Raw genomic sequence first — 23361 nt, forward strand, 5'->3', positions numbered from 1 at the left:
TTTTCCCGGCCCGCGGCCTTGTGTGCGTTAACACAACATTATCTGGGGTTCTATCCCCCAACCGGGGGGGCGCGGGGGGGGCCGCGTGCCGGGGGGCGCCGCCCCCCGACGGAGAAAGGGGAGGTCGGGAGCTCTTCGAAATGTCAACGCCGACTTGGCCGGTCGTGATGCCGGACCTCAGGGTGATGCTGAGGCTCAGTCGTCCTGTGGCGCCGGGGCGGCCGGGGCGGGGACGTCGAAGGCGCCGACCTGGGGCACGTGCAGGCCGTCGGTGAAGACCGTCGTCACGATGTGGCCCGGACCGGTGTCCTGGAACTGGGCGTACTGGATGCTGCCGTAGATGCCCGCGACGACGTTGACCCGATATTCGCCGGCCGCGCCGGTGGTCGTGTTGCGCCAGGCGATGGTGGTCAGGTTCTCGCAGAGCGGCGCGAAGATCCAGGGGCCTGGACCGATGCCCGCGATCGGGTTCGCCCGGATGTTCAGAATGGCGCGGCCCGCGTAGGTGGGGCTGGTCTCGGCCCAGGTGCGGATGGATCCGCCGCAGGGGCCGGGCTGGAACGTGGTTGGTAGCTGGGGGAATTCGTAGGTCCGCGCCTGGGCCGGCGCGGTCGCGGCGATCGTTGTCGCGGTCGCGAGACACCCGAGGAGCACGGTGGCACGCAGGTGGTTCGGCGTCCTCATGCGGCGATGGTAATTTCCCGCCGACGTGAGATCGCCTACGTGCGCGTAGGCGCCGATATCCTTTCTGCAACGATGAGGGGTATGCGCATCGCTAACTCCGTGGTCGATCTGATCGGAAACACTCCACTCGTTCGACTGAACTCCGTGGTGGGTCCGAACTCGGGCCTGGTGGCGGCGAAGGTGGAATACCTGAACCCGGGCGGCAGCTCGAAGGACCGCATCGCCGTCAAGATGATCGACGCCGCCGAAGAGGCCGGGCTGCTCAAGCCCGGCGGCACGATCGTCGAACCGACCTCCGGCAACACCGGCGTCGGCCTGGCGCTGGTCGCGCAGCAGCGCGGCTACAAGTGCGTGTTCGTCTGCCCGGACAAGGTTTCCGAGGACAAGCGCAACGTGCTGCGCGCCTACGGCGCCGAGGTCGTGGTCTGCCCGACCGCGGTCGCGCCCGAGGATCCGGACAGCTACTACAACGTCTCCGATCGCCTGGTCCGGGAGATCGAGGGCGCCTGGAAGCCGAACCAGTACTCCAATCCGGGCGGCCCGGAGTCGCACTACGAGACCACCGGCCCGGAGATCTGGGCCGACACCGACGGCAAGGTCACGCACTTCGTGGCGGGCGTCGGCACCGGCGGCACCATCTCCGGCACCGGCCGCTACCTGAAGGAAGTCTCGGGCGGCAAGGTCAAGATCATCGGCGCGGATCCCGAGGGCTCGGTGTACTCCGGCGGCACCGGCCGCCCGTACCTGGTCGAGGGCGTCGGCGAGGACTTCTGGCCCACCGCCTACGACCCGTCCATCCCGGACGAGATCATCGCGGTCTCGGACGCCGATTCCTTCGAGATGACCCGTCGCCTGGCCCGCGAGGAGGGCCTGCTGGTCGGCGGCTCCTGCGGTATGGCCGTCGTGGCCGCCCTCAAGGTCGCCGAGCGCGATCCGGATGCGGTCGTGGTCGTGCTGCTGCCGGACGGTGGCCGCGGCTACCTGTCCAAGATCTTCAACGATCAGTGGATGAGCTCCTACGGCTTCCTGCGCACCCGCCTCGACGGCCGGACCGACGAGACCCACGTCGGTGACGTTTTGCGCGGCAAGTCGGGCGAGCTGCCCGATCTGGTGCACACCCACCCGCAGGAGACGCTGCGCGACGCGATCGAGATCCTGCGCGAGTACGGCGTCTCGCAGATGCCGGTCGTCGGCGCCGAGCCGCCGATCATGGCGGGCGAGGTCGCGGGCAGCGTGACCGAGCGCGACCTGCTCTCGGCGGTGTTCGAGGGCCGGGCCAAGCTGACCGATTCGGTCGCCTCGCACATGAGCCCGGGCTTCCCGCTCATCGGCGCGGGCGAGCCGGTGTCGGCGGCGACCAAGTTGCTCGAGTCCACCGACGCGCTCATGGTGGTCGACGACGGCAAGCCGGTCGGCGTCATCACCCGGCACGATCTGCTCGGGTTCCTGAGCGAGGGGTCGCTCGTCTAGCGCGACAACGATTTCGCCCGGCGCCCGTCCGCACCCCCGAGGTGCGGGCGGGCGCCGTTTTTCGTGGCGGCCCCGGTGTCCCGCTCGTCGGTAGCGGTGGTCGTTTCGACTCCGGCGGTCGGTCGCTTTCCGGGCTCGGATCGCGAATTACCGTCGTGTGATTTGTGGTCTGCCCCTTGGTTTTTCGATTGTGCATCGGAAATCACAAGGCCCGGGAATCGCGATAACTGCGCTGTTACTCTGCGTTCATGGTTGACGAGCAGGATCGGCTCGTATGAACCGAAGGCAAGCGCTGAGCTGGGTGGCGTTGTCGGCCGGGGTCCTCGGCGGCGCGGCACTGCTCGACCGCGTGGGATTCCCGGCCCCGCAGATGATTCTGGCGATCGTGGTCGGCGCGGCGCTCGCCATGACGGGCCGGCTGCCGCAGCCGCTGCCCAAGCAGGTCGGCGTCGGCGTGCAGGCCATGCTCGGCGTCGTGATGGGCAGCTACCTGCAGGTGGAACTGCTCACCTCGATCGGGCTGGATCTGCTGCCGGTGCTGGCCGTCACCGCCGCCACCATTCTGGTGAGCGTGGGGGTGGCCCTGGTGTTCGCGCGCGCGGCCAAGGTCGACGTGCCCACCGCCACGCTGGGTTTGCTGGCGGGTGGTTCGGCGGCGGTGGTCTCGGCCGCGGACGAGTTGGACGCGGACCCGCGCCGGGTGGCGTTCATGCAGTATCTGCGCGTCGCGCTGGTGGCGCTGAGCGCACCCGCGATCGCCGCGATCCTCGACGAGGAAGCCGGAATCTCTTACCGCACAACCACACTCGGTGGCGGCGTGACCAATCCCGATCTGCCGTACTGGATGATCGTCGGCCGCGGCGATCAGGTCGCGGGCATCTCCATCGCGATCATGCTGTGCGTGCTGGGAATCTGGTTGGGGCGCAAGGTCGGTCTGCCCAACGCCGCGCTCCTGGGTCCCATGCTCATCACCGCGCTGCTCACCGCGGCCGGCATCTCGCACGGCTACGCCCCGACCCATCTGTTCAAGGATCTGCTGTTCGTGCTGATCGGTTTCGAGGTCGGCACCCGCTTCACCCGCGAGGTGGTGCGTCAGATGGCCCGCATGATCCCGGGGATGACCGCGGCCGTGCTGGCCCTGAGCGGCATCGTGGCGGCGCTGGCGCTCGGGCTGGGCAATGTCGTGGACCTGCACATGTCGGATCTCTATCTGGCCACCACGCCGGGCGGCATCAACGCCGTGCTCGCCACCGCCGACAAGATGAACGCGAATCTGCCCCTGATAACCAGCGTGCAGACCCTGCGCCTGCTGCTGGTGATGCTGACGCTCCCGCTGCTCATGCGGGTTCTGCGTCGATTCGCGGTGCCGCGAGCGCTGCCGGCGCAGTCTCCGGCCTGAGCTCGCGAGCCCTCGGAAGCTCGAGGTCACGACCCCTCACGAAGCCTGGTTCGCGCCCCCGCGGATCAGCCCTGCGGCGTACCCCGGCACGCGAAAAATGGTCGATTTGGGGTATATCGCGTCATTCGACCGAAATACTTCTGTGATCCGAACCACTTTGCGTTTCGAAATGAATCAGCAGGTCAGTGCATGTATTAATGCAGGTAAACGGCGTGCACTTCGGGCCGGTTCACTTTCCGTTCACTTTCGGTTCAGGCTGTGTTCACTCGACGCAATCAAGCTGTGACCTTGTTGGAAACAGACCCCAGGTCTGGTTGACGCAAGGAGATGTGAACTCACATGAGGAACGTGATCATCACACCGGTGCGCTGAGGCACCGCGGCCCGATTGGCCGCAGACCCTCTTCGCGGAATTCCTGCAGCGTCAGAATTCCTTGGCCCGTAACGGGTTTCACAACAGCAACGCGAAACAGCCCGAGCGCTGGAGTGGAGTACCGATGGTACCCGCCTGATCAGCGCTGCCTTCTCTCGGCCTGCGAGCCCAGAAACCGAACAGGAATCAAATTCGCCATGCCTACGAATGCCATGACTGCTCTGCGTGACCCTGCCAAACGCAGCAGGGTGGTCGCCGCCGCCCGCACGGCCGGCACCGCCGCCCTCGCCCTCACCGTCTTCGGCTCCATCGTGACCGCCGCCGGTGCGGCCTCGGACGACGTGCAGCCCGCGGCCCTCAAGGACTCCCTCACCGCCGCCGTCGCCGCGCCGACCGCGATCAAGCACGTCGAGACCCCGGCCGAGGCCGCCCTGGCCGCTGCCGCCGCCGTCGTGCCCGCGCCCGCCCCCATGCCGGAGCCCGAGCCCATCGCGCCGCCGCCGGCCCCGGTGTACGAGAACAACCTCGACGGCTGGATCCGTCAGGCGCTGGACATCATGGCCGCCAAGGGCATCCCCGGCAGCTACGACGGCATCTTCCGCAACATCATCCGCGAGTCCAGCGGTAACCCGCAGGCCATCAACCTGTACGACATCAATGCCATCAACGGCATCCCGTCGAAGGGTCTGCTCCAGGTCATCGATCCGACCTTCGCCGCCTACCACGTCGAGGGCACCCCCTTCGATGTCTGGAACCCGGTCTCCAACATCGTCGCCGCGTGCAACTACGCCGCGGACCGCTACGGCTCGATGGACAACGTCAACAGCGCGTACTGATTCACCCCGGCCTGTTCGGCCCAAGGTGCGTACCGAGTGTCACTCGGTACGCACCTTCTGCGTCCGGCCCATGTCCCGATGATTGCCGGCGCGGCCGACTCGCCGCCCGGCAATGCCCGAGCACCCGATTTGGCAACTATTTCGCAAACTGACGAATGAGCCGATCGCCTGCGGGTATAAATCGCCCTTGGAGCAGGTTCCGGCAGTAGGCCGGGACCGGAACAGGTAGCGAAGGGACGGGGTTCTATGCACACCTCGAGTTTGGCTATCGATATCCAGCAGGGGCTGTCCGACGCGTGGAGTTCGTTCGCCACCTTCGTGCCCAAGTTCGCCGGATTCCTGGCCATCCTGGTCATCGGCTGGATCGTGGCCAAGATCGTGGCCAGGCTGGTGACGCGGATTCTGCATCAGGTCGGCTTCGATCGGCTCGTGGAGCGCGGCGGCATCAAGGACATGCTGGCCGACAGCCGGTACGACGCGGTCGGAATCATCGCGAAGCTGGCGTACTACGCGGTTCTCTTGCTCACGCTGCAACTGGGCTTCGGCGTCTTCGGGCCGAACCCCATCAGCGACATGCTCAACGGCATCGTGGCCTGGCTGCCGCGACTGGCCGTCGCCATCGTCATCGTCTGCATCGCGGGCGCCATCGCCCGCGTGGTCATGGACCTGATCGCGAACGTGCTCAGCGGTCTGTCCTACGGCCGGATGATGGGACGTGTTGCGGCGGTGTTCATCTGGGGTGTCGGCCTCATCGCCGCGCTCAATCAGATCGGGGTGGCGACCTCGGTCACCATGCCCATCCTGATCACCGTGCTCGCCGTGATCGGCGGCGTGCTGATCGTCGGTGTCGGCGGTGGTCTGGTGCGGCCGATGCAGCAGCGCTGGGAGGGCTGGCTCGAGACCATCGAGGGTGAGATGCCCGAGATGAAGGGTCATGCCGAGGCGTACCAGCGCGGCCGGGAGGATGCCGCCCGTCAGCGTGCGGCCGCCTCGCAACAGCAGGCCATGATGGGTCAGCAGCAGGGGATGGGCGGGCAGCAGATGCCGCCCGGAAAGTGGGCCGAGCAGCCGGTCGGCTCGCCCGGATACCGGCCGCAGAGTTTCGAGGGTCAGGGCGGCTACCAGCAGCCGGGCCGGCAGGGCCAGGGATATCCCGGGCAGGCGCCGGGGCATGGCGGGCAGATGCCCGGGCAGAGCGGGTACGGGCAGGGTGGCCAGGGCAACCAGGGTCACGGCGGTCAGGGGTACGGCGGTCAGATGCCGGACGACGGCAACCAGTCCGGGATGGTCTAGCAAACCCCGGGGCCGAACCGGCCCGTCGGAACCGAATACACGTCGAGCGGCCCGGATGCAGGCATCCGGGCCGCTCGGTGTTCGGTGTGAGCGTGTCGAGTGGAGGTTTGCCGCGACGGCCGCATTCGGGTCCGGCAACCTCCGGAGACGCGGAGCGTTCAGTCGGCGTGCGCGAGCGCGCAGACCGCGGCCAGGCGCAGATGCACCCAGTCCGCGCGCTGCCACTGTCCTGCGCTGTCGGGCAGTGGCTCGCCCGATTCGCGCAGATCCTCCAGCAGGCCGCGCGCGTAGCCGGCCAGCAGCACGCTCGTCGGGACCACGCTGGAATTCTCCACGCCCATATCGAGAATGTCGCGGACGGCGGCGGCATGCTGATCGAGCACCGCGTGCAGGCCCGGGAAATCCCGAGCGGCCGAGCGGACCGGACTTCCGTGCGTGCGTTGCAGGCGGTTCAAAGTCTTACGCGCCGAAACGACGAGCAGCGCGGAGCCGGGCAATAACACCTGGTCATGCTAGCAATCGGGGTGCTCTCCCGGCAGTGGGCTGTGAGATATAGCGCATCTGCGCCAGTGTCACTTCGCGGCAGTTCGCGGCCGTCCTCAGCGGAAGGCCTTGGACCCGGTCAGCGCCTCGCCGAGGACAAGCTGGTGCACCTCGGCCGTGCCCTCGTAGGTGAGCACCGACTCCAGGTTGTTGGCGTGCCGCAGCACCGGGTAGTCCAAGGTTATGCCGTTGGCGCCCAGGATGGTTCGGCATTCGCGGGCGATCGCGATGGCCTCGCGCGTGCTGTTGAGCTTGCCCGCGCTGATCTGCTCGGCGCGAATCTCGTGGCGGTCCTTGAGCCTGCCCAGGTGCAGCGCCAGCAGCTGGCCCTTGCCGAGTTCGACCGCCATGTCGGCGAGCTTGGCCTGGGTCAGCTGGTACGCGGCCAGGGGTTTGTCGAAAACCTCACGCGTGCGGGCGTATTCGATGGTGGCGGACAGGCAGTCGCGGGCCGCGCCGAGCGCGCCGAAGATGATGCCGAAGCGCGCCTCGGACAGACAGCCCAGCGGCGCGGCCAGCCCGCGCGCCTCCGGCAGCAGGGCGTCGGCGGGCAGGCGCACGCCGTCGAGCGAGAGTTCGGCGGTGATCGAGGCGCGCAGCGACAGTTTGCGATGCATCTCGCGAGCGGTGAAACCCGGTGTGTCCGTGGGCACCACGAAGCCGCGGATGGTGTCGCGCTCGCCTTCGCGGGACTGCGCCCAGATGATGGCGACATCGGCCACCGAGCCGTTGGTGATCCACATCTTGGCGCCGTCCAGGATCCAGTCGTCGCCGTCGCGGCGGGCCCGGGTGCGCATGCCGCCGGGGTTGGAGCCGAAGTCGGGTTCGGTGAGCCCGAAGCAGCCGATCAGCCGGCCGGCCGCCATTTCCGGCAGCCAGCGCTGCTTCTGCTCCTCGGAGCCGTACTTGTGAATCGCGGTCATCGCCAGGGAGCCCTGGACCGAAACCAGGCTGCGCACACCGGAATCCACGGCTTCGACCTCCATGCAGGCCAGCCCGTAGGCGGTCGCCGAGGTCCCCGCGCAGCCGTAGCCCTCGAGGTGCATGCCGAGCAGCCCGAGCTTGCCGAGTTCGGGCGCCACCTCGCGCACCGGGAAGGTTCCGGCCTCGAACCATTCCGCCACGTGCGGGCGCAGGCGCTCGTTCGCGAACGCGCGCACGGTGTCGCGGATTTCGCGCTCCTCGGCGCTCAGCAGGGAGTCGATGGCGAACAGTTCGTCTACGGAGACCATGCGCTCAGCCTAGGACCAGCGCCCGGCCCGCACGAGGACCCGGCTCGCCGTTCGCGCTTCCGGGCGCGGCCGCGGATGTGCGGCCCGAGCATCCCGGTTCCTCGCGCGTGCTCGGAACTCCGGCCATGGGATCCGGGCGCAGGTGGACCGCGGGATTCGAGCGGCGATGCTGTCCCATTGCGCGCCCGGCAAGTCGGCTGGTCGGGGCCATGTGCCCGATTTGCGGGTGAGTTCGGACACGCGACGCGTGCCCGGGGTAGGGGGCGAACGCGGAGCGACCTAGGCTGGCGGTATGAGTGAGCAGCTTGGTTTCTCCACGCGGGCGGTGCACGCCGGGTACGAGCCGGATCCCCAGACCGGCGCGGTGAATGTACCGATCTACGCGAGCTCCACCTTCGCCCAGGACGGCGTCGGCGGCATGCGTGGTGGTTACGAGTACGCGCGGACGGGCAACCCGACCCGTACCGCCCTGGAGGCCAATCTGGCCGCGCTCGAATCCGGTACCTACGGGCGGGCGTTCTCCTCGGGCATGGCCGCGACCGACTGTGCGCTGCGCGCGATCCTGCGCCCGGGTGACCACCTGGTCATTCCGGATGACGCCTACGGCGGCACCTTCCGGCTCATCGACAAGGTCTTCACCCAGTGGGGCATCGAGTACTCGGTGGCGCACGTGAACGATCCGGCCGCGGTGGCCGCGGCCATGCGCCCGAACACCCGGCTGGTGTGGGTCGAGACCCCGACCAACCCGCTGCTGAACATCGGCGACATCTCGGCGCTGGCCGACGTCGCGCACGCCGGCGGTGCGAAGCTGGTGGTGGACAACACCTTCGCTTCCCCCTACCTGCAGCAGCCGCTGCTGCTGGGCGCGGACATCGTGCTGCACTCGACCACCAAGTACATCGGCGGGCACTCCGACGTGGTCGGCGGCGCGCTGATCACCAACGACCAGGAGCTGGACGTCAAGTTCGCGTTCCTGCAGAACGGCTCGGGCGGCGTCCCGGGCCCGTTCGACGCGTTCCTGACCATGCGCGGCATCAAGACCCTGGCCCTGCGCATGGACAAGCACTGCGACAACGCCGAGGCCATCGCCGAGTTCCTGGCGAACCACCCCAAGATCGCGCAGGTCATCTACCCCGGCCTGGCCGAGCACCCGAGCCACGAGGTCGCTCAGAAGCAGATGCGCCGGTTCGGCGGCATGATCTCGGTGCGCGTGCACGGCGGTCAGGCGGCGGCGCTGGACTTCTGCGCCCGCACCAAGATCTTCACCCTGGCCGAGTCGCTCGGCGGCGTGGAGTCGCTCATCGAGCACCCGGGCGCCATGACCCACGCCAGCACCGCGGGCTCGGCCCTGGAGGTCCCGGCGGACCTGGTCCGGCTGTCGGTCGGCATCGAGGACATCGCCGACCTGCTTGCCGACCTCAAGCAGGCGCTCGCGTAGGAAGCGCCCGCACATGGCAACGACGAAGCCCCGCACCGGAATCGGTGCGGGGCTTCGTCATTTGTCTACGACGCCGTGTCGTTCGGTGCGGTCTGTGCGCCGACCGCTCAGGACCGTGCGCCCCCTGCTCCGGCCTGTGCGTCGTGCGCCCGAACACACGACGGCCCCCGGTCCAGGGGGACCGGGGGCCGCGATGTTCGTGTCGCCTACCTCAGCTGTGGTACGGCTCCGCCGACACCAGGGTCACCTTCATGACCTTGCCGTTGGGCAGCTGGTACTCGCGGGTCTCGCCGACCTTCGCGTCGATGAGCGCGCCGCCGAGCGGGGAGTTGGGGGAGTAGGTCTCCAGTTCGGAGTTGCCCAGACCTTCTTCGCGGGTGGCGATGAGGAAGGTCTCGCTGTCGCTCTCGTCGCCGTCGTAGTAGACCTTGACGACCGAGCCGGGCAGCGCGACGCCGGACTTGGTCGGGGCGATGCCGACCTTGGCGTTGTTGAGGAGTTCCTGCAGCTGGCGGATCCGCGCCTCCTGCTGGCCCTGCTCCTCGCGCGCAGCGTGGTAGCCGCCGTTCTCCTTGAGGTCGCCCTCTTCGCGACGCTCGTTGATTTCGGCCGCAATGACCGGACGGTTGGCAATGAGCGCGCCGAGTTCGCTCGTGAGCCTCTCGTGCGACTCCGGGGTCAGCCAGGTCACTGTCTCAGTCATCTCGATCACTCCCTAGTAGTTGTCCCCGGCAAGCCGGGATTCCCTCTGAAATCCGTTGCCGCACCCACCGGAGCCGGGCATGGCAACAGCGGACGGCAAGAGCGATCCTGGGGGAGGTACCCGACAGCGCCGGCCGCCAATGCAGCAAACACGGCTCCGAACCCCGGAACCGTGTGTTGCGTTATTTTAGCACGAATCGCATAGATGCAGGTAGAAGCATCAAAGCGGGTCAGGGACCGGACTTTTCACCCGGCGCGCAGGTAGGCGGGCACTTCGTCGCTGCAGCCGTAGATATTGCCCGCGCCCGCCCGGGCGGAGGTCTTCAGCGTGGTGGTCAGGCGCACCGTGCCGGCGTCGGAACCCGGTATGAGCACCTCGCGCCGGCCGACTTCGGCGCCGTCGGCATCCAGTGCGCGAACGTAGCAGACGACCGGTTTCTCCGGGTCGTCGCGGGTCACCTTGAAATCCACCGAGACGGTCGAATCGTCGACGACCGTGTAGCCGAGGCGTTCGGGCTCGATGTCCTTGGGTCCGTACTGCTTGAAACCCAGATAGGCCACGCCGCAGCCGACCACGACCACCGCGAGGGTCAGCGCCAGCGGCAGCCAGCGCGGGGCCCTACGTCGCCCGACCCCGTAGCGATCGGCCGGTCTCTCGCTCATGACAGGACGCTCCCGGGGGGTAGGTCGGAACAAAGGACGGTCGGATGGAACTATAGGTAATGGAGATCGGACACCCCCTGCCTGGACTCGGCGGAGAGCGATGAGGTGAAAAAGTGATCGGTGAGGTGAACGCGAAGTGAGTGGTCTTCGCCTCATGGCGGTACACGCCCACCCCGACGACGAATCCAGCAAGGGCGCGGCAACCACCGCGCGCTATGCGGCCGAAGGTAACGAGGTGCTCGTCGTCACCCTGACCGGTGGCGAACGTGGCGACATTCTCAATCCGGCCATGGATACCCCGGGTATCAAGGACCGCATCAGCGAGGTGCGGCGCGAGGAGATGGCGGCCGCGGCCGCCGCGCTCGGCGTCGACCAGATGTGGCTGGGGTACGTGGATTCCGGTCTGCCCGAAGGTGATCCGCTGCCGCCGCTGCCCGAGGGCAGTTTCGCGCTGGTGCCGCTGGACGAGGCCACCGAGGCGCTGGTGCGCGTCGTGCGCGAGTTCAAGCCGCACGTCATCACCACGTACGACGAAATGGGCGGCTACCCGCATCCCGACCACATCATGTGCCACAAGGTGTCGGTCGCGGCGTTCGAGACCGCCGGTGACGTCGAGAAGTTCCCGGACGCGGGTGCGCCGTGGACGCCGCTGAAGCTGTACTACAACCACGGTTTCAGCCTGGCCCGGCTGGAGGCCTTCGCCGACGAATACGCCTCGCGCGGTGAGCCTTTCCCCATGCAGGAGTGGATGGACCGCATGCGGGGCTACGCGGCCGAGCGCGGGGACATCATGTCGCGGGTGACCACCCAGGTCGAATGCGCCAAGTACTTCCCGGCCCGGGACGAGGCGCTGCGCGCGCACGCCACCCAGATCGATCCCAACGGCCCGTTCTTCGCCATTCCCACGGAATTGCAGCAGAAGATGTGGCCGACCGAGGAATTCGAATTGGCGCAGACCCGGGTGCGCACCGCCATCCCCGAGACCGACCTGTTCGCGGGTATCGATGACGCCGACACCGAGGACGCCCCCCGATGATTCTCGACCTGCTCGCCCAGACCAACAATTCGCCGACCGGCCCGGAGTTCGGCAAGGCGTCACCGCTGGGTCTGGTGATCGTGCTGCTGTTGCTGGCGGGCACGGTGCTGCTGGTGCGCAACATGAACAAGCACCTGAAGAACCTGCCTGCGACCTTCTCCCCGGAGCATCCGGAACCGGATCAGGAGGCGGACGAGGGCACCGAGCACGGCATCGCCACGCTCGACAAGCCCGCGGCTAAGCCCGAATCCGCGGATTCCGCCTGACCCGAGGGCTCGCGCCACGCTGTTTCGGACAACCCCGGTCCCGTCGATGGACCGGGGTTGTCGGCGTTCACCGGGCCGTCAGAGGACGGGGGTGTCGTACAGGGTGAAGCTGCCCTCGGCATCGGAGTCCACGCCGACGAAGCGATCGGGGTGCAGCGGGTTGTTCGCCAGCAGGCGCACGACGGTGCCGTCGGGATCGATGAGGTCCAGGACGGCGCCGTAGACGCCGCGGTCGGTGACGCCGGTGTGCTCGGCGCCGAGTTCGCGGGCCCGGGCGGCCAGCTCGTGCAGGTCCGCGACGGCGCCGACTTCGAGGGCGACGACGTCGAAGCCCGCGAGATCGGGCTTGCTCGCGCAGAATTCGCGTTCGCGCAGCGCGATGCCGAAGCCGCTCGCGTCCATGAGCTGGGCTCCGCGCAGCTGTCCCCGATCGCGGAATTCGGCGGCCAGGGTCAGGCGCAGCAGGTCCCGGTACCAGGCGACGCTGCGGGCGAGGTCGGTGACCGGAACCTTGACGTGCCGGATGCGGATGAGGGCGGCCATGGTCTCTCCCCTGTGCGGCTCCGGTGCGGAGCGATGGCTGTCCGCAGAATGCCATCTCGCGCCTGCGGTGTCAGCGCGCCGGTGATCGCCGGTGCCGGGCCGGAGGACGGGTGGTTCCGGGCCGGGTTCGAGGCCCCGGGCCCGGGCGCGGGCGTTGTGCAGGGCGGTGCGCAGTTGCCGGCCGCGGGCAGTACCTCTTCGTGCATGCGCAGGCCGAGCGGGGTGAGGGCGACGCCCCGGCTGTTGCGTTCGAACAGTGGTGCGCCGACCCGGCGTTCGAGTTTGCGAATGATCTGGCTGACCCGGCCGGTGCTCACGTGCATGCGGTCGGCGGTGCGGCCGAAGTGCAGTTCCTCGGTGAGGGTCAGAAACGCCTCCAGCTCGGGTCTTTCCAGCATGGCCGGTCCTCCGGGTCGGTGTGCGGGTCGTACAGGGGACAGCCCGGGGGTCTCCGATGTGACACGCGCGTGCGTGACACGGGACACAGCCGGTGTTCCGGAAGATTGCTGTGGATGCGCCAGGGTTCGGGCGCGGAGTGATTCCGTTCGGGTTCAGGGGCGATGCGGGGTTGTGCTTCGGCGCGGCGGCGCGACGACGGCCGTCGCGATCCCGGGCAAACGCCAGATATGAAACAGGCCAGGCGGTTTGGTAGAGAATGTGGTCGCGCGCGTCGTTCGTGTCCCGCGAGATTCACGGGTTTCGGTATGTCACGCTGGGGCTATGGACCAGACCCGGGTGGCTCGGGCGGAATCCGACGCTCCGGCCGGCGCCGGACTGGCGGGGTACGTGGGCGGCTGGATGCTGCTCGCCGCGGTCGCGCTGACCGCGATCTTCGCGCGGGAACTCGTGCTCGACAGATTCCTGAACGGGTGCCTGCTGCTGTCCGGCGTGGTCGCCGCGCTGGGCATCGCCATGCTGTTGCTGGGAAGACGCACGCCGGGCCCGCTGCTGAATGCCGCGCCGCTGCTCATCATCGTGCTGGGCACGATCCCGGATTCGGGGGAGACCCTGCTGGTGTGGGCCGTGCTGTACGCGGGCTGCCTGCTGACCGAGGCCGCGACGCTGCTCACCACGGCGGCGGCGGTGGTGATCTTCGGGGCGGGCACGGTGCTGCTGGGCGACGCGCGCGACGTCGCGCTGTGGTGCCAGGTCAGCGCCTCGCTCATCCTGGTCTGCTGCGTCATCGTGCAATTACGCAGGCGGATCACCGGTCTCGTGTCCGCGCTGGACGAACAGGCGCGATGCGACGGCCTCACCGGGCTGGCGAACCGGCGCCGTTTCACCGAACGCCTGGAGAACGAGATCACCGCGCACGCCCGGCACGGGCGGCCGCTGGCGGTGTGGTTCCTCGATGTCGACGAGTTCAAGCACATCAACGACGCGCACGGGCACACCGCGGGGGACGCCGCCCTGCGCAATCTCGCACCGCTGCTGCTCGCTCGCATGCGCCCCAACGATCTGGTTGCCCGGACCGGCGGGGAGGAATTCGCGGTGATCCTGCCGGACGCGACGGCGGTGGAGGCCGCGGCGTGGGCCGAGGAGTTGCGGGTCGCGATCGAGACGGCCGCGCGCACCTGGCCGGTCGCGCTGACCGTCAGCATCGGGGTCGCGGCGACCCCGGATTTCGCCGCGCACGATCTGTTCCGCGCGGCCGACATCGCCCTGCACGCGGCGAAACGTCAGGGCCGCAACACGGTTCGCACGGCGGTCGCGGCGAGCGGCGCGGACGGCGCGCCTGCGCGGTAGCCGAACGGCGTGAGTTGTGTTGTGGCGGAGCGCTTTACCGTGCTCGTTGAACTCAGGGCGCGCGCAGGCACGAGGTGCCGGTGTTGATTCCGGCGCCCGCGACGTCGACCGTGATCGTCTGCCGGGTGTTGAACCCGCCCTCGACGGTCTGCACGGCCGTGATCGACTGCGAGCCCAGCCGGGTGGGGGTCCAGGTGGTGGTGACGGTGCCGCTGTCGGCGTGGTAGTCGCCGAGGCCGGGGATCTGGTCGCCGAAGTTCCAGAAGGTGACCGCGCCGGGCTGGTAGGGGGCGCTGTCGACCTTCGCGGTGACGGTGTACGCGCAGCCGGTCAGCAGGCCGTCGGCCCCCGAGGCCACGCTCACGCTCAGGACGTCCGCGCCGGCGTGCGGTGCGGTGAGGGCCGCTCCGCAGGCCAGGGCGGCGAAGGCGGACGCGACGGCGCCGTGACAAGTGGATCTCCGGGTCATGGTGGGTGCTCCTCGATGCGTCGATGGCATGGATCCTCCTGACCGTTCGCACCCTACTCGCGCCCGTTCGGCGCCGCCGGTGCTGTGCCGGGCTTGGCAGGCCTCCGGTCGGCGCGCCCGGCCCGCTGTCGGGTCAGGCGCCGTCGTGGGTCAGGTGCAGGTAGGCGGTGTCGAGCGGAATGTCGACGGCGAACCAGGCGGCGGGGCGGTCGTCGTCGCGCGGGCACCAGGCGGTCGCGATGCACAGGCGCGCCACCTCGGTGCGCGCCAAACCCGGGAGATGCCAGGTGATTCGGGACGGCGGGTCGTAGCTCGCGCCGTACTCGGTGGCGGAGTCGGTGGGGTAGGCCGGCATGACGTCGGCCCAGTCGCCGGGCATGAGGCGGCCGTCGGCGGCCTGCATGGCGAGCAGTTCGGTGTCGGGGCCGCCGATGGAGACCATGAAGTGCTCGTTCTCGACGGTGACCGCGGCCAGGCACTCGCCCGGATCGGGGCCGCCGGCCGCCTCGGCGGGAATGTCGGTGATGGCGACCGAGAAGTCCAGTTCGGTGACCGGACCGTGCGCCTGTACCTGCCAGATGGCGGCCCACAGGGGTACCGCCGCGCCGCCGTCCCAGGCCGGGACGTCGATGCTGCCGATGAGCAGGTCCACCGTCGCGGACGGATGGCCCCACCGGTGCAGTTGTGAGCCGTTCGGCAAGCGCCACACCGTATCCGGGCCGGGCGGCAGCACCTCCGATCCGAGGGCGACGGAGAAGCCGACGATGCCGAGGGGCGTATCGATCACGGCGGGGCGACGATCCGCCTGTGTCAGATGGTCGGTGGGGAGCATGTGTCAATGATGCAGGCAGGTGGCCCGTGTCCTGCCCGCGAGTCCGGGAATTGGATGCGAGGATTGTGCGACCGCCGCACCCCGCGCGTACCGGGCGAATCGGGTTTCGACGTGCGGGAACACCCGATGATCTGCGGTTCGGGGCTGGGTCGTCGATCGTGGTTCGCGTAACGCGGCGGCCCGCGGCCCCGACAGATCCGGTGAAGGCCGACCGGTCGGCCGCACCCGCCGGTGCCCATCCGCGGCGCCGCGAATGTACGGCGCACCTCGTAATCGACCGCCCGAGTGGAGTGGAGTACGACGATGAAACGCACGATCCGGTTCCTGACCGCCGCCGCATTTCTCGGCGCGGGCGCGATCGTCACCGCCGCACCGGCCACCGCCGATCACCCCGGCGGTCCCTGCCAGCTCGGTTGGTCCAACGTCGAGCCGCGCTCGTGCGTACAGAACAGTTTCAACCTGTCCCCGACCTTCTCGGTCGGAAACGGTATCTGCGCGGGCCTTTTCATGACCGGCGGCACCGCGTTCGACGGCCCGCTCTACCAGTACTCCGAAGCTCCCGGCGCGGAACACGCGGTGGTGCTTCGCATTACGCAGGGCTATTCGCCGGTCGGCTACTGGGGCCCGCAGTTCCTCGCGTGCGATGTCACCGCGGTGGTCGACTGGTTCAACCACGACACCGGCCAGGGCGGCAGCGTCAGCCAGTTCATTCCCGCCGGCCAGCGTTCGACCCCCGCGATCCTGGTCGCCTACACCGGCCCCGGCCGCGTGCAACTGACCGTACGCACCGACCGCCCCAACGTCCCGGCCTCGGCAGAGGTGTTCGTGCCGTAGCACTCTCGACTTCCCGGGCAGGGTTTTCGAGTAGCCGGGGTGCTGTCGTCCGACCGAGGGGTACGACAGCACCCCGGCAATCCCGCTCCCGCTCAACCATTTTCGCCGCGCACCACGCCGTGCAGCACGGTGTCGACCGTGGCTTCTACGTAGGCGGCGGTGAGGGGTTCGTCGCGGAAGATCAGCCGGAACCACAGCGCCCCCGCGAGCATGTCCATCAGGGCCGCCGGGTCCGTGCCGTCGGTGAGTTCGCCGCGTTCGATCGCCCGGGCGAAGATGGGCTGTTCGCGACCGAGGCGGTCGGCGAAGAAGGCGTGGCCGGCGGCCGCCAGGCGGGGCCGGGAGGGCGCGGCGGCCAGGACGGCGGTGGCGATGGGCGCGGTCGCCGGACCGGTGAGCAGCCGAGCGATGTCGCCGGCCACCGCGAGCAGGTCGCCGCGCAGACTCCCGGTGTCGGGGATGTCGATCGCGAGCACGTCGCCGGCGGTGAGGGCCGCGGCGAGTAGGTCGTCCTTGGCGGGCCACCAGCGGTAGAGCGTGGTCTTGTTGACCCCGGACCGCTGGGCGACCGCCTCCATGGTCAGGCCGTCGTAGCCTTGCGCGGCCAAGAGTTCCAGGGCGGCCGCGTAGATCGCGTCGGCCCGCCGGGGTCCTGCGCCGGTGGCGCGAGCGGGGGAAGTCACGACCCGAGAATACAACGCAACGTTGCGTTGCCCTCCTGTGCGGTCTATCGTTTGCAACGCAACGTTGCGTTGCATTTTCAGGAGGTGGGGTTATGACGAATTCACTGCCCGTCGTGCTCGTGCACGGCATCCGGCTCAGCGGGGCGGCGTGGACGGCGGTCGCCGAACAGTTGGGGGGCGAACGGCCCGTTCGTGCGGTCGACCTGCCCGGGCACGGCGCGCGACGCGGGGAGCGGTTCACCCTGCCGGGTGCCGCGGCCGCGGTGCTCGAGGCCGTCGACGAGTTGGGCGGCCGCGCACTGGTCGTCGGGCATTCGCTCGGCGGCTACGTCGGCATCGCCGCCGCCGCGGCCGATCCCCGCCGGGTCGCCGGTCTTATGGTGGCCGGGTCGACCATCGTGCCGGGGCCGCTCGCGACGGCGCCGTTCTCGATCCTGCATCGTGCGCTCACCGCGCGTTCCGATGGTGGAAAGCGGTTCAGTGAAAGCGTTTTCGACGCCGTGCTGCCCGCGCGGGTGGCGGCGGACGTCAAGGCCGGGGGCATCGCCACGGAGGTGATTCCCGATGTGGTCGGGGCGCTCCGGGACTATGACGTGCTCGGCGACCTCGCCGCCTACCCGGGGCCGGCGTGGCTGATCAACGGGGGTCACGATCACTTTCGCTGGCACGAGGGCCGTTTCGCGGCGGCGGCCGCGGACGCGCGATCGATCGTGGTGCCCGGCGGCGGCCACTATCTGCCGTTGGCGCGGCCGGAGGCGTTCGCGCGCCTGGTGCTCGACGCCGCGGCGGCGGTTCCCCTCGCACGGGTCTAGCTGCGCTGCACCGAGAGTGGCTACTTCGGGACCAGTGCGCCGGTCAGGTGGTCCCAGGCCACGTGGGTGTGGAGGCGGACGCCGGTCACGAGGGTGTCGTCGTCGGCGTAGAAGTGGGGATTGTGGTTCATGTAGAGGCCGCGGCCGCCGGGGGTGGGGGTCGGTTGGCCGGTGGGGGTCAGGTCGGCATCCTGGACGCCGAGGGTTACGTAGAGGCCGCCGTACTTGTTGACGAACTCCGAGACGTCGTCGTAGCCGAGGGTGGCCGACGTCGGGACCACGTGGTCCGCGCCCGCCACGCGTTCGAAGGTGGGCAGGGCGGCGTCCATCCAGGACTCGTCGTTGTGGACGGCGGGCACGTCCTGGAGGAAATCGACGGCGGCGGTGCAGTTGTAGGCGCGGGCGGAGTGCTCGGCGAGGGTTCGTACGCGCTGCTGGACGTCGGCCATGTCGGACTCGACCGCGCAGCGGATCGTGCCCCAGAGCGTCACGGTGCGGCCGATGATGTTGAAACGGCCCACGTCCTCGACGTGGCCGATGGAGACGGTGACGGGATCGAAGGCGTTGACCTGACGGTAGAGCTGGCCGATGCCGGTCAGGATCGCGCCCGCGGCGGGCATGGGGTCGATGCCCATCCACGGCGTGGACCCGTGCACCTGCTCGCCGGTGATGGCGATCTTTACCAGGGTCGAGGCCCCGAACTGGTTGCCGACCCGATATCCGATGTAGCCCTTGGGATACGGCGTCACGTGGAAACCGAAGGCCATGGTCGGCTCGGGGTCGTCGAGCGCGCCCTGCGCGAGCATCGCACGGGCCCCGCCGGTTTCGGCGACCGGCGGGCCCTCCTCGGCGGGCTGGAACACGAAAAGCGCGGTGCCGGGCAAGCTTTCGCGAACCCCGGCCAGCACGGTGGCGGCGCCGAGCAGCATCGCGGTGTGGCAGTCGTGCCCGCAGGCGTGCGAGACCGGGAACGGTCCGCCCGGGTAGTCCTGATCCACGACGTGCGAGGCGAAGTCGACGCCGCACTCGTCGGGCACCGGCAGCGCGTCGATGTCCGCGCGCAACGCGATGACCCGCTCGCCCGCCTGCCCGCCGCGCAGCACCCCGACCACCCCGTGCCCGGCGATCCCGGTGCGCACCTCGTCCAGGGACAGCCCGCGGAGGTGATCGGCGATCAGCGCGGCGGTCTCGCGCTCGCGGTTGGACAGCTCGGGATGGCGGTGCAGATGCCGTCGCCAGGTCACCACCTGATCCGCGACGGCCGTTGCGCGGCGGTCGAGTTCGTCGTGCATCGATGCGGTCAACAGGTACTCCTCACCGGGTGGGTTCAGGGGCGGATCAGGGCAGGCGGTGCAGGGTCAGTTCCCGATCCTCGCCGGTGCGCAGGACCAGTTCGGAGGTGTCGGCGCTGACCTTGATGTTGCGGAAGCGGCCGGTGCCGGTCAGCTCCTCGACGATCGGGCGCAGCCGGGACGAGCGGCGGTCCAGGGACATCGACTCCTGGGGGGTGATGCACAGGACGCCGTGGTAGGTGCGGGCCGTCTCGCTCAGCCCCTCGGGCTGCCAGCCCAGGCGGGTGTCACCGGCCAGCATGGCGGTGAGGTCGGCGCACCGGCCGTCGCCCGCGCACAGGTGCAGCGGGACCGCGTCGTCGGCGTGGTCGAAGTCCAGGGTGGTCAGGGTCCAGCCGTCGGGGTCCCGGTACTCGTAGTGCACCCCCGAGGGCGGGGCCGGGTCCGCGGCGGAGTGATCGCCGGGGCGATTGTCCACCGGATCACCGGTCGGCGGTTGATCGGTGACGGTGAACTCCCAGCCGGCGTTCGGATCGATCGGCTTGTGCCAGTAGCCGGTTCGGTCCCCGTCGCTGCCCTCCACGCGCAGTTCGCGCTGGAAGCCGCGCCCGCCGGTCTGGTGGATGCTGATGGTGGAGGTGATCTCGCCCGGGATCTTCGGCTGCTGTTCCCAGGCCGGCGCGGGCAGTTGGATGTCGGCGTACCGGTTGAACGGCGGGCGCAGCTCCGGGGAGCGGGAGAACTCGTACTCGACGTTGTCGGGCGCGGAATCGTAGGTGGTCTGATCTTCGTAGGAGTACGAGAAGAACAGTGTGTCCGCGCCGGAAATGTCGAAATCCCAGAGCCTGGTGAACATGTCGCCGTACTTGTTGATCACGAAGGTGGTCGATCCGGCCGTGCTGAGATTGATCGCGCGGAAGCGGCCGTCCAGCGGGCCGGGCACCTCGTAGCTGTACTCGTCGGTGAACTTCGCATCGTCCGGCCGCAGCGGATCGCTGCCGGGCAGCCACGGATCGAGGATGACGATCCGATTGCCTTCGGGGGAGAGCACATACACGCTGGTGACCCCGGCGCCGCCGACCGGCGCGTCCTTTCCGGCGGTGTCGGTCCGGAATCCATCCTGGTGGAACGGGATCGGATTCACGGGGGCGGGATCCAGCCAGGACAGACTCCACGCCCGCGACTCGGGGCGCACCGGTTGCCCGGACGGGTTCAGCCACACCGGAGCGCCGAAACGCATGGTCCACCACCAGATCTCCGGGGTCTGGTCGGCCGACTCGAGGGTGAAGACCCGCCCTTCCGGGCCGGTGGCCACCAGCCGCCCGCCGTCGACGGAGATGCCGGTGATCTGTCCGCGCAGGCAGTTCGGCATGGGCGGGATCCGCCACCCCGATTCGCCCTGCCTGGCTTTGATGTACAGGTTGCGATCGAGCAGCGCGTACTGCCAGGCGTCGTTGAATCCGCCGGTCGAGGTCCGCAGCTCGATGCGCGCGGGCAGCCGCGCGGCGACCTCCGCGGGCACGAGCGGCATTGTCCACAAACCGATTCCGACGTTGGGGAAGTGCAGCGGCACCGGCCACGCACCGGTGCGCCCGGGCTGCGACAGCGCCGCGCAACCGATCGGTTCGGGCAGCACCCCGAAGGGCAGCCATTCGTCGGCCGCCGCGGGACCGGCGCACAGCAGGGACAGCGCGGTGACGCACGCGGTGAGCGCGGCACGCCGGCCTTTTCGCATCGGTGAGAGCCTTTCCGCTGTCGTCGGGCGCTTCACGCCCGGGTCAGGACCGTGGTCGCGCCCTCGTCGGTGTGCAGGCGCAGCGTGGCGGTGGTGGCGCTGACGAGGGCGTTGCGGAAGCGGCCGGTTCCGGTGAATTGCTGGACCAGGGGCCGCAGGTGCGGGGAGCGGCCGTCGAGGGCGTCCCACTCGTCTTGATCGACGACCAGGAATCCGTGGTATTCCCGTGCCGTCTCGCTCAATCCCTCGGGCTGCCAGCCCAGTCTCGGGGTGCTCGCGAGGTGGGCCGTCAGCTCGACGCAGGCGCCGTCGGCGGCGCACAGGCGCACCGGCACCTGATCGCTCGCGTAGTCGAAATCGCGCACGGCCAGCGTCCATCCGGCCGGATCGCGATAGTCGTAGTGCACCCCGCTCGGGGGTGCGAGCATCGCCGCGGACATGTCCCCGGGGCGGTTGTCCAGGATGTCGGCGACGAGTTCGCGGTCGGTGGGCGTGAACTCCCAGCCCGCGGCGGGGTCGATCGGTTTGTGCCAGTAGCCGGTTCGATCGCCGTCCCGGCCCTCCACCCGCAGCTCCCGCTGGAAGGATCTGCCGCCGGTCTGATGGACGCTGATGGTGGAGGTGATGTCGCCGGGGATCTTGGGCTGGCGGACCCAGCCGGGCGGCGGCAGCTGGATATTGGCGTATTGGGCGAAGAACGGGCGCAACTGCGAGAAGCGCGCGAACTCGCCGTCGAAATTGTTCGGCGCCGAATCACGGGCCGATTGGTCCTCGTACGAGTAGGAGAAGAACACCGTATCGGCCCCGGAGATGTCGAAATCCCAGAGTCTGGTGTACATGTCGCCGTATTCGTTGACGAGGAAGGTGGTCGATCCCGCCGCACTGAGATTCACGGCCCGGAATCGCCCGTTCAGCGGGCCGGGCATTTCGAAGCTGTAATCATCCGAGTACGTAGGATTGTCGGGATGCAGTGGATGCGCGCCCGGTAACCACGGGTCCAGGATGGTGATCCGATCGCCCCCGGGAGACAGTACGAAGACCGTGTCGACTCCCGCGCCGCCGACCGGCTGTTCCTGTCCGGCGGTGTCGGTCCAGAATCCCTCCTGCCGGAAGGGAATCAGTTCCACGTAGCGCGGATCCAGCCAGGACAGACTCCACGCGCGGGATGCGGGGCGTACCCGCTGACCGGCCGGGTTCAGCCAGGTCGGTGCGCCGAACCGGGCTGTCCACCACCACAGTTCCGGCGTCTGATCGGCCGATTCCAGGGTGTAGACGTGGCCTTCGGGGCCGGTCGCGACGAGTCGGCCGCCGTCGACGGAGATGCCGGTGATCTGACCGCGCAGGCAGTTCGGCAATGGTGGGACGCGCCAGCCCGATTCGCCGTCGACGGCCTTGACGTACAGGTGGTTGTCCAGCAGCGCGTATTGCCAGACCTCGTTGAATCCACCTGCGGTGGTACGCAGCTCGATGCGCCGGGGCAGCCGGGCGTTCACCTCGGCGGGCGCGTGCGGCATCGTCCACAACCCGATTCCGGTGTTGGGGAAGTGCATCGGCAACGGCCAGGCGCCCGCGCGCCCGGGCAGACTCAGTGCCGCACAGCTGATCGGCGCGGGCAGCACCCCGAAGGGCAGCCATTCATCCGCCCGCGCGGGCCCCGGGGCCGAAACCAATGCCGCCGCAATGGCTGCGGCGGCCACTTCTCTTCTGCCGATCATCGGGAAGTTTCCATCCTTTCACTCGGTGAACGCACGGGAGGTCGAACTCGCAAGAAAGAGAAAGGCATACGATTCATTCGCGTGTGGTACACCCGCCATCGGCGAGAGCGTCAGATGGGAAATAGGTGACCCCGGCTGAATATTCGGCAGCAGGTTATCACTCGAGGATTCGAATCGGGTGCGCAGGCGCGCCCGGCATTTCGTGACTCAGAATACGAATACTCGGAGTATCAGAAAACGCGCGCCGCCGACCGCCGCCATCAGAGCCATCAGCGCGAGCGCCTGCGGGAAGTCGCCGAGACCCGGCGCCCAGAACTCCAATCCGGCCAGCGCCACGGTGCTGATCGCCATGCCGATCATGGCCAGCGCCCCGCCCTCCCATTGCGCTTTGAACCAGCCGACCTGCCCGGCGGCCCGGAAGGTCAGGCGGCGGTGCAGCTCGTTGGCGATGATCGTGCTCACGATCGAACCCGCGAGGTTGGCGATCATCGGGCCGAACTCGGCCAGCGCCATGAACAACAGGAAGTACGCGATGTTGCTCGAACCGCCGACCGCGGCGAAACGGATCAGCTGGGCGACGACGTGGTCGCCGGTCAGGAACCGCCGCACGGCGTCCGGGCGGCCGGTCAGCCGGGTACGCGCCGGCGCGCCGAGGGCGTCGAGGATCGACGTGGCGTCGACGCTCTGCCAGGGTCCGGGGGCGTACGCGGTGCTGTTCACGAGGTAAGAGTCACCGGGACCGCTTACATAACGCTGACAGCCGGCT

General features: G+C 69.0%; 24 protein-coding genes. 10 read left to right on the top strand and 14 right to left on the bottom strand.

The features are described from left to right. Nucleotides 1-195: 195 nt before the first annotated feature. The gene (locus ACWIGI_RS13380; protein WP_454202648.1) at nt 196-684 is read right to left on the bottom strand and encodes a hypothetical protein; all 489 of its coding nucleotides are present in this window, start codon (nt 682-684) and stop codon (nt 196-198) included. A gap of 81 nt (nt 685-765) precedes the next feature. Between ACWIGI_RS13380 and ACWIGI_RS13385 the strand changes: the two genes are divergently transcribed. From ACWIGI_RS13385 to ACWIGI_RS13400, 4 genes are all read left to right on the top strand, one after another. Beyond that, on the top strand, nt 766-2154 hold the full coding sequence (locus ACWIGI_RS13385) for a cystathionine beta-synthase (protein WP_454202649.1): 1389 nt from the start codon (nt 766-768) through the stop codon (nt 2152-2154). A 274-nt stretch (nt 2155-2428) separates the two neighbouring features. Continuing rightward, entirely contained in the window at nt 2429-3553 is a 1125-nt protein-coding gene (locus tag ACWIGI_RS13390) for an AbrB family transcriptional regulator (protein WP_454202650.1), read from the top strand. A gap of 584 nt (nt 3554-4137) precedes the next feature. Beyond that, entirely contained in the window at nt 4138-4761 is a 624-nt protein-coding gene (locus ACWIGI_RS13395) for a transglycosylase SLT domain-containing protein (RefSeq protein WP_454202651.1), read from the top strand. A gap of 246 nt (nt 4762-5007) precedes the next feature. Continuing rightward, on the top strand, nt 5008-6054 hold the full coding sequence (locus tag ACWIGI_RS13400) for a membrane protein (RefSeq protein ID WP_454202652.1): 1047 nt from the start codon (nt 5008-5010) through the stop codon (nt 6052-6054). Between the two features lie 158 nt (nt 6055-6212). On the opposite strand, the gene ACWIGI_RS13405 is transcribed toward ACWIGI_RS13400, so the two are convergent. Both ACWIGI_RS13405 and ACWIGI_RS13410 read right to left on the bottom strand, forming a co-directional pair. Next, nucleotides 6213-6557: a DUF6401 family natural product biosynthesis protein gene (locus tag ACWIGI_RS13405; protein ID WP_454202653.1), complete on the bottom strand. Its 345-nt coding sequence runs from the start codon at nt 6555-6557 to the stop codon at nt 6213-6215. 96 nt (nt 6558-6653) lie between these two features. After that, a complete protein-coding gene (locus tag ACWIGI_RS13410; RefSeq protein ID WP_454202654.1) occupies nt 6654-7829 on the bottom strand; it encodes an acyl-CoA dehydrogenase family protein in 1176 nt (391 codons plus the stop codon). Between the two features lie 292 nt (nt 7830-8121). Here ACWIGI_RS13410 and ACWIGI_RS13415 point away from each other — a divergent pair, with 292 nt between their 5' ends. Beyond that, nucleotides 8122-9267 carry a cystathionine gamma-synthase gene (locus tag ACWIGI_RS13415; RefSeq protein WP_454202655.1) on the top strand — a complete coding sequence of 382 codons (1146 nt, stop codon included), beginning with the start codon at nt 8122-8124 and terminating at the stop codon, nt 9265-9267. Between the two features lie 211 nt (nt 9268-9478). On the opposite strand, the gene greA is transcribed toward ACWIGI_RS13415, so the two are convergent. Further along, nucleotides 9479-9970 carry a transcription elongation factor GreA gene (gene greA, locus ACWIGI_RS13420; RefSeq protein WP_354991300.1) on the bottom strand — a complete coding sequence of 164 codons (492 nt, stop codon included), beginning with the start codon at nt 9968-9970 and terminating at the stop codon, nt 9479-9481. Nucleotides 9971-10215: 245 nt separating this feature from the next. Continuing rightward, on the bottom strand, nt 10216-10632 hold the full coding sequence (locus tag ACWIGI_RS13425) for a DUF4307 domain-containing protein (RefSeq protein WP_454202656.1): 417 nt from the start codon (nt 10630-10632) through the stop codon (nt 10216-10218). 154 nt (nt 10633-10786) lie between these two features. Between ACWIGI_RS13425 and mca the strand changes: the two genes are divergently transcribed. Together mca and ACWIGI_RS13435 are read left to right on the top strand one after the other, a co-directional pair. Beyond that, nucleotides 10787-11668, top strand: coding sequence for a mycothiol conjugate amidase Mca (gene mca / locus ACWIGI_RS13430; RefSeq protein WP_454202853.1), 882 nt, complete (start codon nt 10787-10789; stop codon nt 11666-11668). Further along, complete coding sequence (locus ACWIGI_RS13435) at nt 11665-11934, top strand: hypothetical protein (RefSeq protein WP_454202657.1); 270 nt, start codon at nt 11665-11667, stop codon at nt 11932-11934. Before mca ends, ACWIGI_RS13435 begins: the two co-directional genes overlap by 4 nt. 78 nt (nt 11935-12012) lie before the next feature. Here the strand turns inward: ACWIGI_RS13435 and ACWIGI_RS13440 are convergent, their stop codons facing one another. Continuing rightward, nucleotides 12013-12477 carry a VOC family protein gene (locus ACWIGI_RS13440; protein ID WP_454202658.1) on the bottom strand — a complete coding sequence of 155 codons (465 nt, stop codon included), beginning with the start codon at nt 12475-12477 and terminating at the stop codon, nt 12013-12015. Continuing rightward, nucleotides 12387-12875 carry a LysR family transcriptional regulator gene (locus tag ACWIGI_RS13445; RefSeq protein WP_454202659.1) on the bottom strand — a complete coding sequence of 163 codons (489 nt, stop codon included), beginning with the start codon at nt 12873-12875 and terminating at the stop codon, nt 12387-12389. The genes ACWIGI_RS13440 and ACWIGI_RS13445 overlap by 91 nt, the downstream gene beginning before the upstream one ends. Before the next feature lie 322 nt (nt 12876-13197). On the opposite strand from ACWIGI_RS13445, the gene ACWIGI_RS13450 reads away from it, so the two are divergent. Continuing rightward, entirely contained in the window at nt 13198-14223 is a 1026-nt protein-coding gene (locus ACWIGI_RS13450) for a diguanylate cyclase (protein WP_454202660.1), read from the top strand. A gap of 52 nt (nt 14224-14275) precedes the next feature. On the opposite strand, the gene ACWIGI_RS13455 is transcribed toward ACWIGI_RS13450, so the two are convergent. Both ACWIGI_RS13455 and ACWIGI_RS13460 read right to left on the bottom strand, forming a co-directional pair. Continuing rightward, a complete protein-coding gene (locus tag ACWIGI_RS13455) occupies nt 14276-14692 on the bottom strand; it encodes a hypothetical protein (RefSeq protein WP_454202661.1) in 417 nt (138 codons plus the stop codon). Nucleotides 14693-14825: 133 nt separating this feature from the next. Then, nucleotides 14826-15524 (bottom strand): hypothetical protein, encoded by a 699-nt coding sequence (locus tag ACWIGI_RS13460; RefSeq protein WP_454202662.1) that lies wholly within the window; start codon nt 15522-15524, stop codon nt 14826-14828. Between the two features lie 303 nt (nt 15525-15827). On the opposite strand from ACWIGI_RS13460, the gene ACWIGI_RS13465 reads away from it, so the two are divergent. Beyond that, nucleotides 15828-16358 carry a hypothetical protein gene (locus ACWIGI_RS13465; RefSeq protein ID WP_454202663.1) on the top strand — a complete coding sequence of 177 codons (531 nt, stop codon included), beginning with the start codon at nt 15828-15830 and terminating at the stop codon, nt 16356-16358. A gap of 92 nt (nt 16359-16450) precedes the next feature. Here the strand turns inward: ACWIGI_RS13465 and ACWIGI_RS13470 are convergent, their stop codons facing one another. Then, complete coding sequence (locus tag ACWIGI_RS13470) at nt 16451-17041, bottom strand: TetR/AcrR family transcriptional regulator (RefSeq protein ID WP_454202664.1); 591 nt, start codon at nt 17039-17041, stop codon at nt 16451-16453. A 92-nt stretch (nt 17042-17133) separates the two neighbouring features. On the opposite strand from ACWIGI_RS13470, the gene ACWIGI_RS13475 reads away from it, so the two are divergent. Continuing rightward, nucleotides 17134-17853, top strand: coding sequence for an alpha/beta fold hydrolase (locus ACWIGI_RS13475; protein ID WP_454202665.1), 720 nt, complete (start codon nt 17134-17136; stop codon nt 17851-17853). Nucleotides 17854-17873: 20 nt separating this feature from the next. On the opposite strand, the gene ACWIGI_RS13480 is transcribed toward ACWIGI_RS13475, so the two are convergent. From ACWIGI_RS13480 to ACWIGI_RS13495, 4 genes are all read right to left on the bottom strand, one after another. Beyond that, nucleotides 17874-19157, bottom strand: coding sequence for a M20 metallopeptidase family protein (locus ACWIGI_RS13480; protein ID WP_454202666.1), 1284 nt, complete (start codon nt 19155-19157; stop codon nt 17874-17876). A gap of 34 nt (nt 19158-19191) precedes the next feature. Beyond that, nucleotides 19192-20880: a hypothetical protein gene (locus ACWIGI_RS13485; protein WP_454202667.1), complete on the bottom strand. Its 1689-nt coding sequence runs from the start codon at nt 20878-20880 to the stop codon at nt 19192-19194. A 32-nt stretch (nt 20881-20912) separates the two neighbouring features. Next, on the bottom strand, nt 20913-22595 hold the full coding sequence (locus tag ACWIGI_RS13490; protein ID WP_454202668.1) for a hypothetical protein: 1683 nt from the start codon (nt 22593-22595) through the stop codon (nt 20913-20915). A 207-nt stretch (nt 22596-22802) separates the two neighbouring features. Further along, nucleotides 22803-23315 carry a GtrA family protein gene (locus ACWIGI_RS13495; RefSeq protein ID WP_454202669.1) on the bottom strand — a complete coding sequence of 171 codons (513 nt, stop codon included), beginning with the start codon at nt 23313-23315 and terminating at the stop codon, nt 22803-22805. Nucleotides 23316-23361: the final 46 nt, after the last annotated feature.

The organism is Nocardia sp. NPDC055321, from assembly GCF_053645575.1.

Bases quoted from the DNA above. Each gene is read 5' to 3' on its own strand.
- ACWIGI_RS13385 (WP_454202649.1), top strand. From the start codon at position 766: ATGCGCATCGCTAACTCCGTGGTCGATCTGATCGGAAACACTCCACTC.
- ACWIGI_RS13415 (WP_454202655.1), top strand. From the start codon at position 8,122: ATGAGTGAGCAGCTTGGTTTCTCCACGCGGGCGGTGCACGCCGGGTAC.
- ACWIGI_RS13450 (WP_454202660.1), top strand. From the start codon at position 13,198: ATGGACCAGACCCGGGTGGCTCGGGCGGAATCCGACGCTCCGGCCGGC.
- greA (WP_354991300.1), bottom strand. From the start codon at position 9,970: ATGACTGAGACAGTGACCTGGCTGACCCCGGAGTCGCACGAGAGGCTC.
- ACWIGI_RS13445 (WP_454202659.1), bottom strand. From the start codon at position 12,875: ATGCTGGAAAGACCCGAGCTGGAGGCGTTTCTGACCCTCACCGAGGAA.
- ACWIGI_RS13440 (WP_454202658.1), bottom strand. From the start codon at position 12,477: ATGGCCGCCCTCATCCGCATCCGGCACGTCAAGGTTCCGGTCACCGAC.
- ACWIGI_RS13380 (WP_454202648.1), bottom strand. From the start codon at position 684: ATGAGGACGCCGAACCACCTGCGTGCCACCGTGCTCCTCGGGTGTCTC.
- ACWIGI_RS13425 (WP_454202656.1), bottom strand. From the start codon at position 10,632: ATGAGCGAGAGACCGGCCGATCGCTACGGGGTCGGGCGACGTAGGGCC.
- ACWIGI_RS13465 (WP_454202663.1), top strand. From the start codon at position 15,828: ATGAAACGCACGATCCGGTTCCTGACCGCCGCCGCATTTCTCGGCGCG.
- ACWIGI_RS13460 (WP_454202662.1), bottom strand. From the start codon at position 15,524: ATGCTCCCCACCGACCATCTGACACAGGCGGATCGTCGCCCCGCCGTG.
- ACWIGI_RS13390 (WP_454202650.1), top strand. From the start codon at position 2,429: ATGAACCGAAGGCAAGCGCTGAGCTGGGTGGCGTTGTCGGCCGGGGTC.
- ACWIGI_RS13490 (WP_454202668.1), bottom strand. From the start codon at position 22,595: ATGATCGGCAGAAGAGAAGTGGCCGCCGCAGCCATTGCGGCGGCATTG.
- ACWIGI_RS13455 (WP_454202661.1), bottom strand. From the start codon at position 14,692: ATGACCCGGAGATCCACTTGTCACGGCGCCGTCGCGTCCGCCTTCGCC.
- ACWIGI_RS13475 (WP_454202665.1), top strand. From the start codon at position 17,134: ATGACGAATTCACTGCCCGTCGTGCTCGTGCACGGCATCCGGCTCAGC.
- ACWIGI_RS13410 (WP_454202654.1), bottom strand. From the start codon at position 7,829: ATGGTCTCCGTAGACGAACTGTTCGCCATCGACTCCCTGCTGAGCGCC.
- mca (WP_454202853.1), top strand. From the start codon at position 10,787: ATGGCGGTACACGCCCACCCCGACGACGAATCCAGCAAGGGCGCGGCA.
- ACWIGI_RS13400 (WP_454202652.1), top strand. From the start codon at position 5,008: ATGCACACCTCGAGTTTGGCTATCGATATCCAGCAGGGGCTGTCCGAC.
- ACWIGI_RS13485 (WP_454202667.1), bottom strand. From the start codon at position 20,880: ATGCGAAAAGGCCGGCGTGCCGCGCTCACCGCGTGCGTCACCGCGCTG.
- ACWIGI_RS13435 (WP_454202657.1), top strand. From the start codon at position 11,665: ATGATTCTCGACCTGCTCGCCCAGACCAACAATTCGCCGACCGGCCCG.
- ACWIGI_RS13395 (WP_454202651.1), top strand. From the start codon at position 4,138: ATGACTGCTCTGCGTGACCCTGCCAAACGCAGCAGGGTGGTCGCCGCC.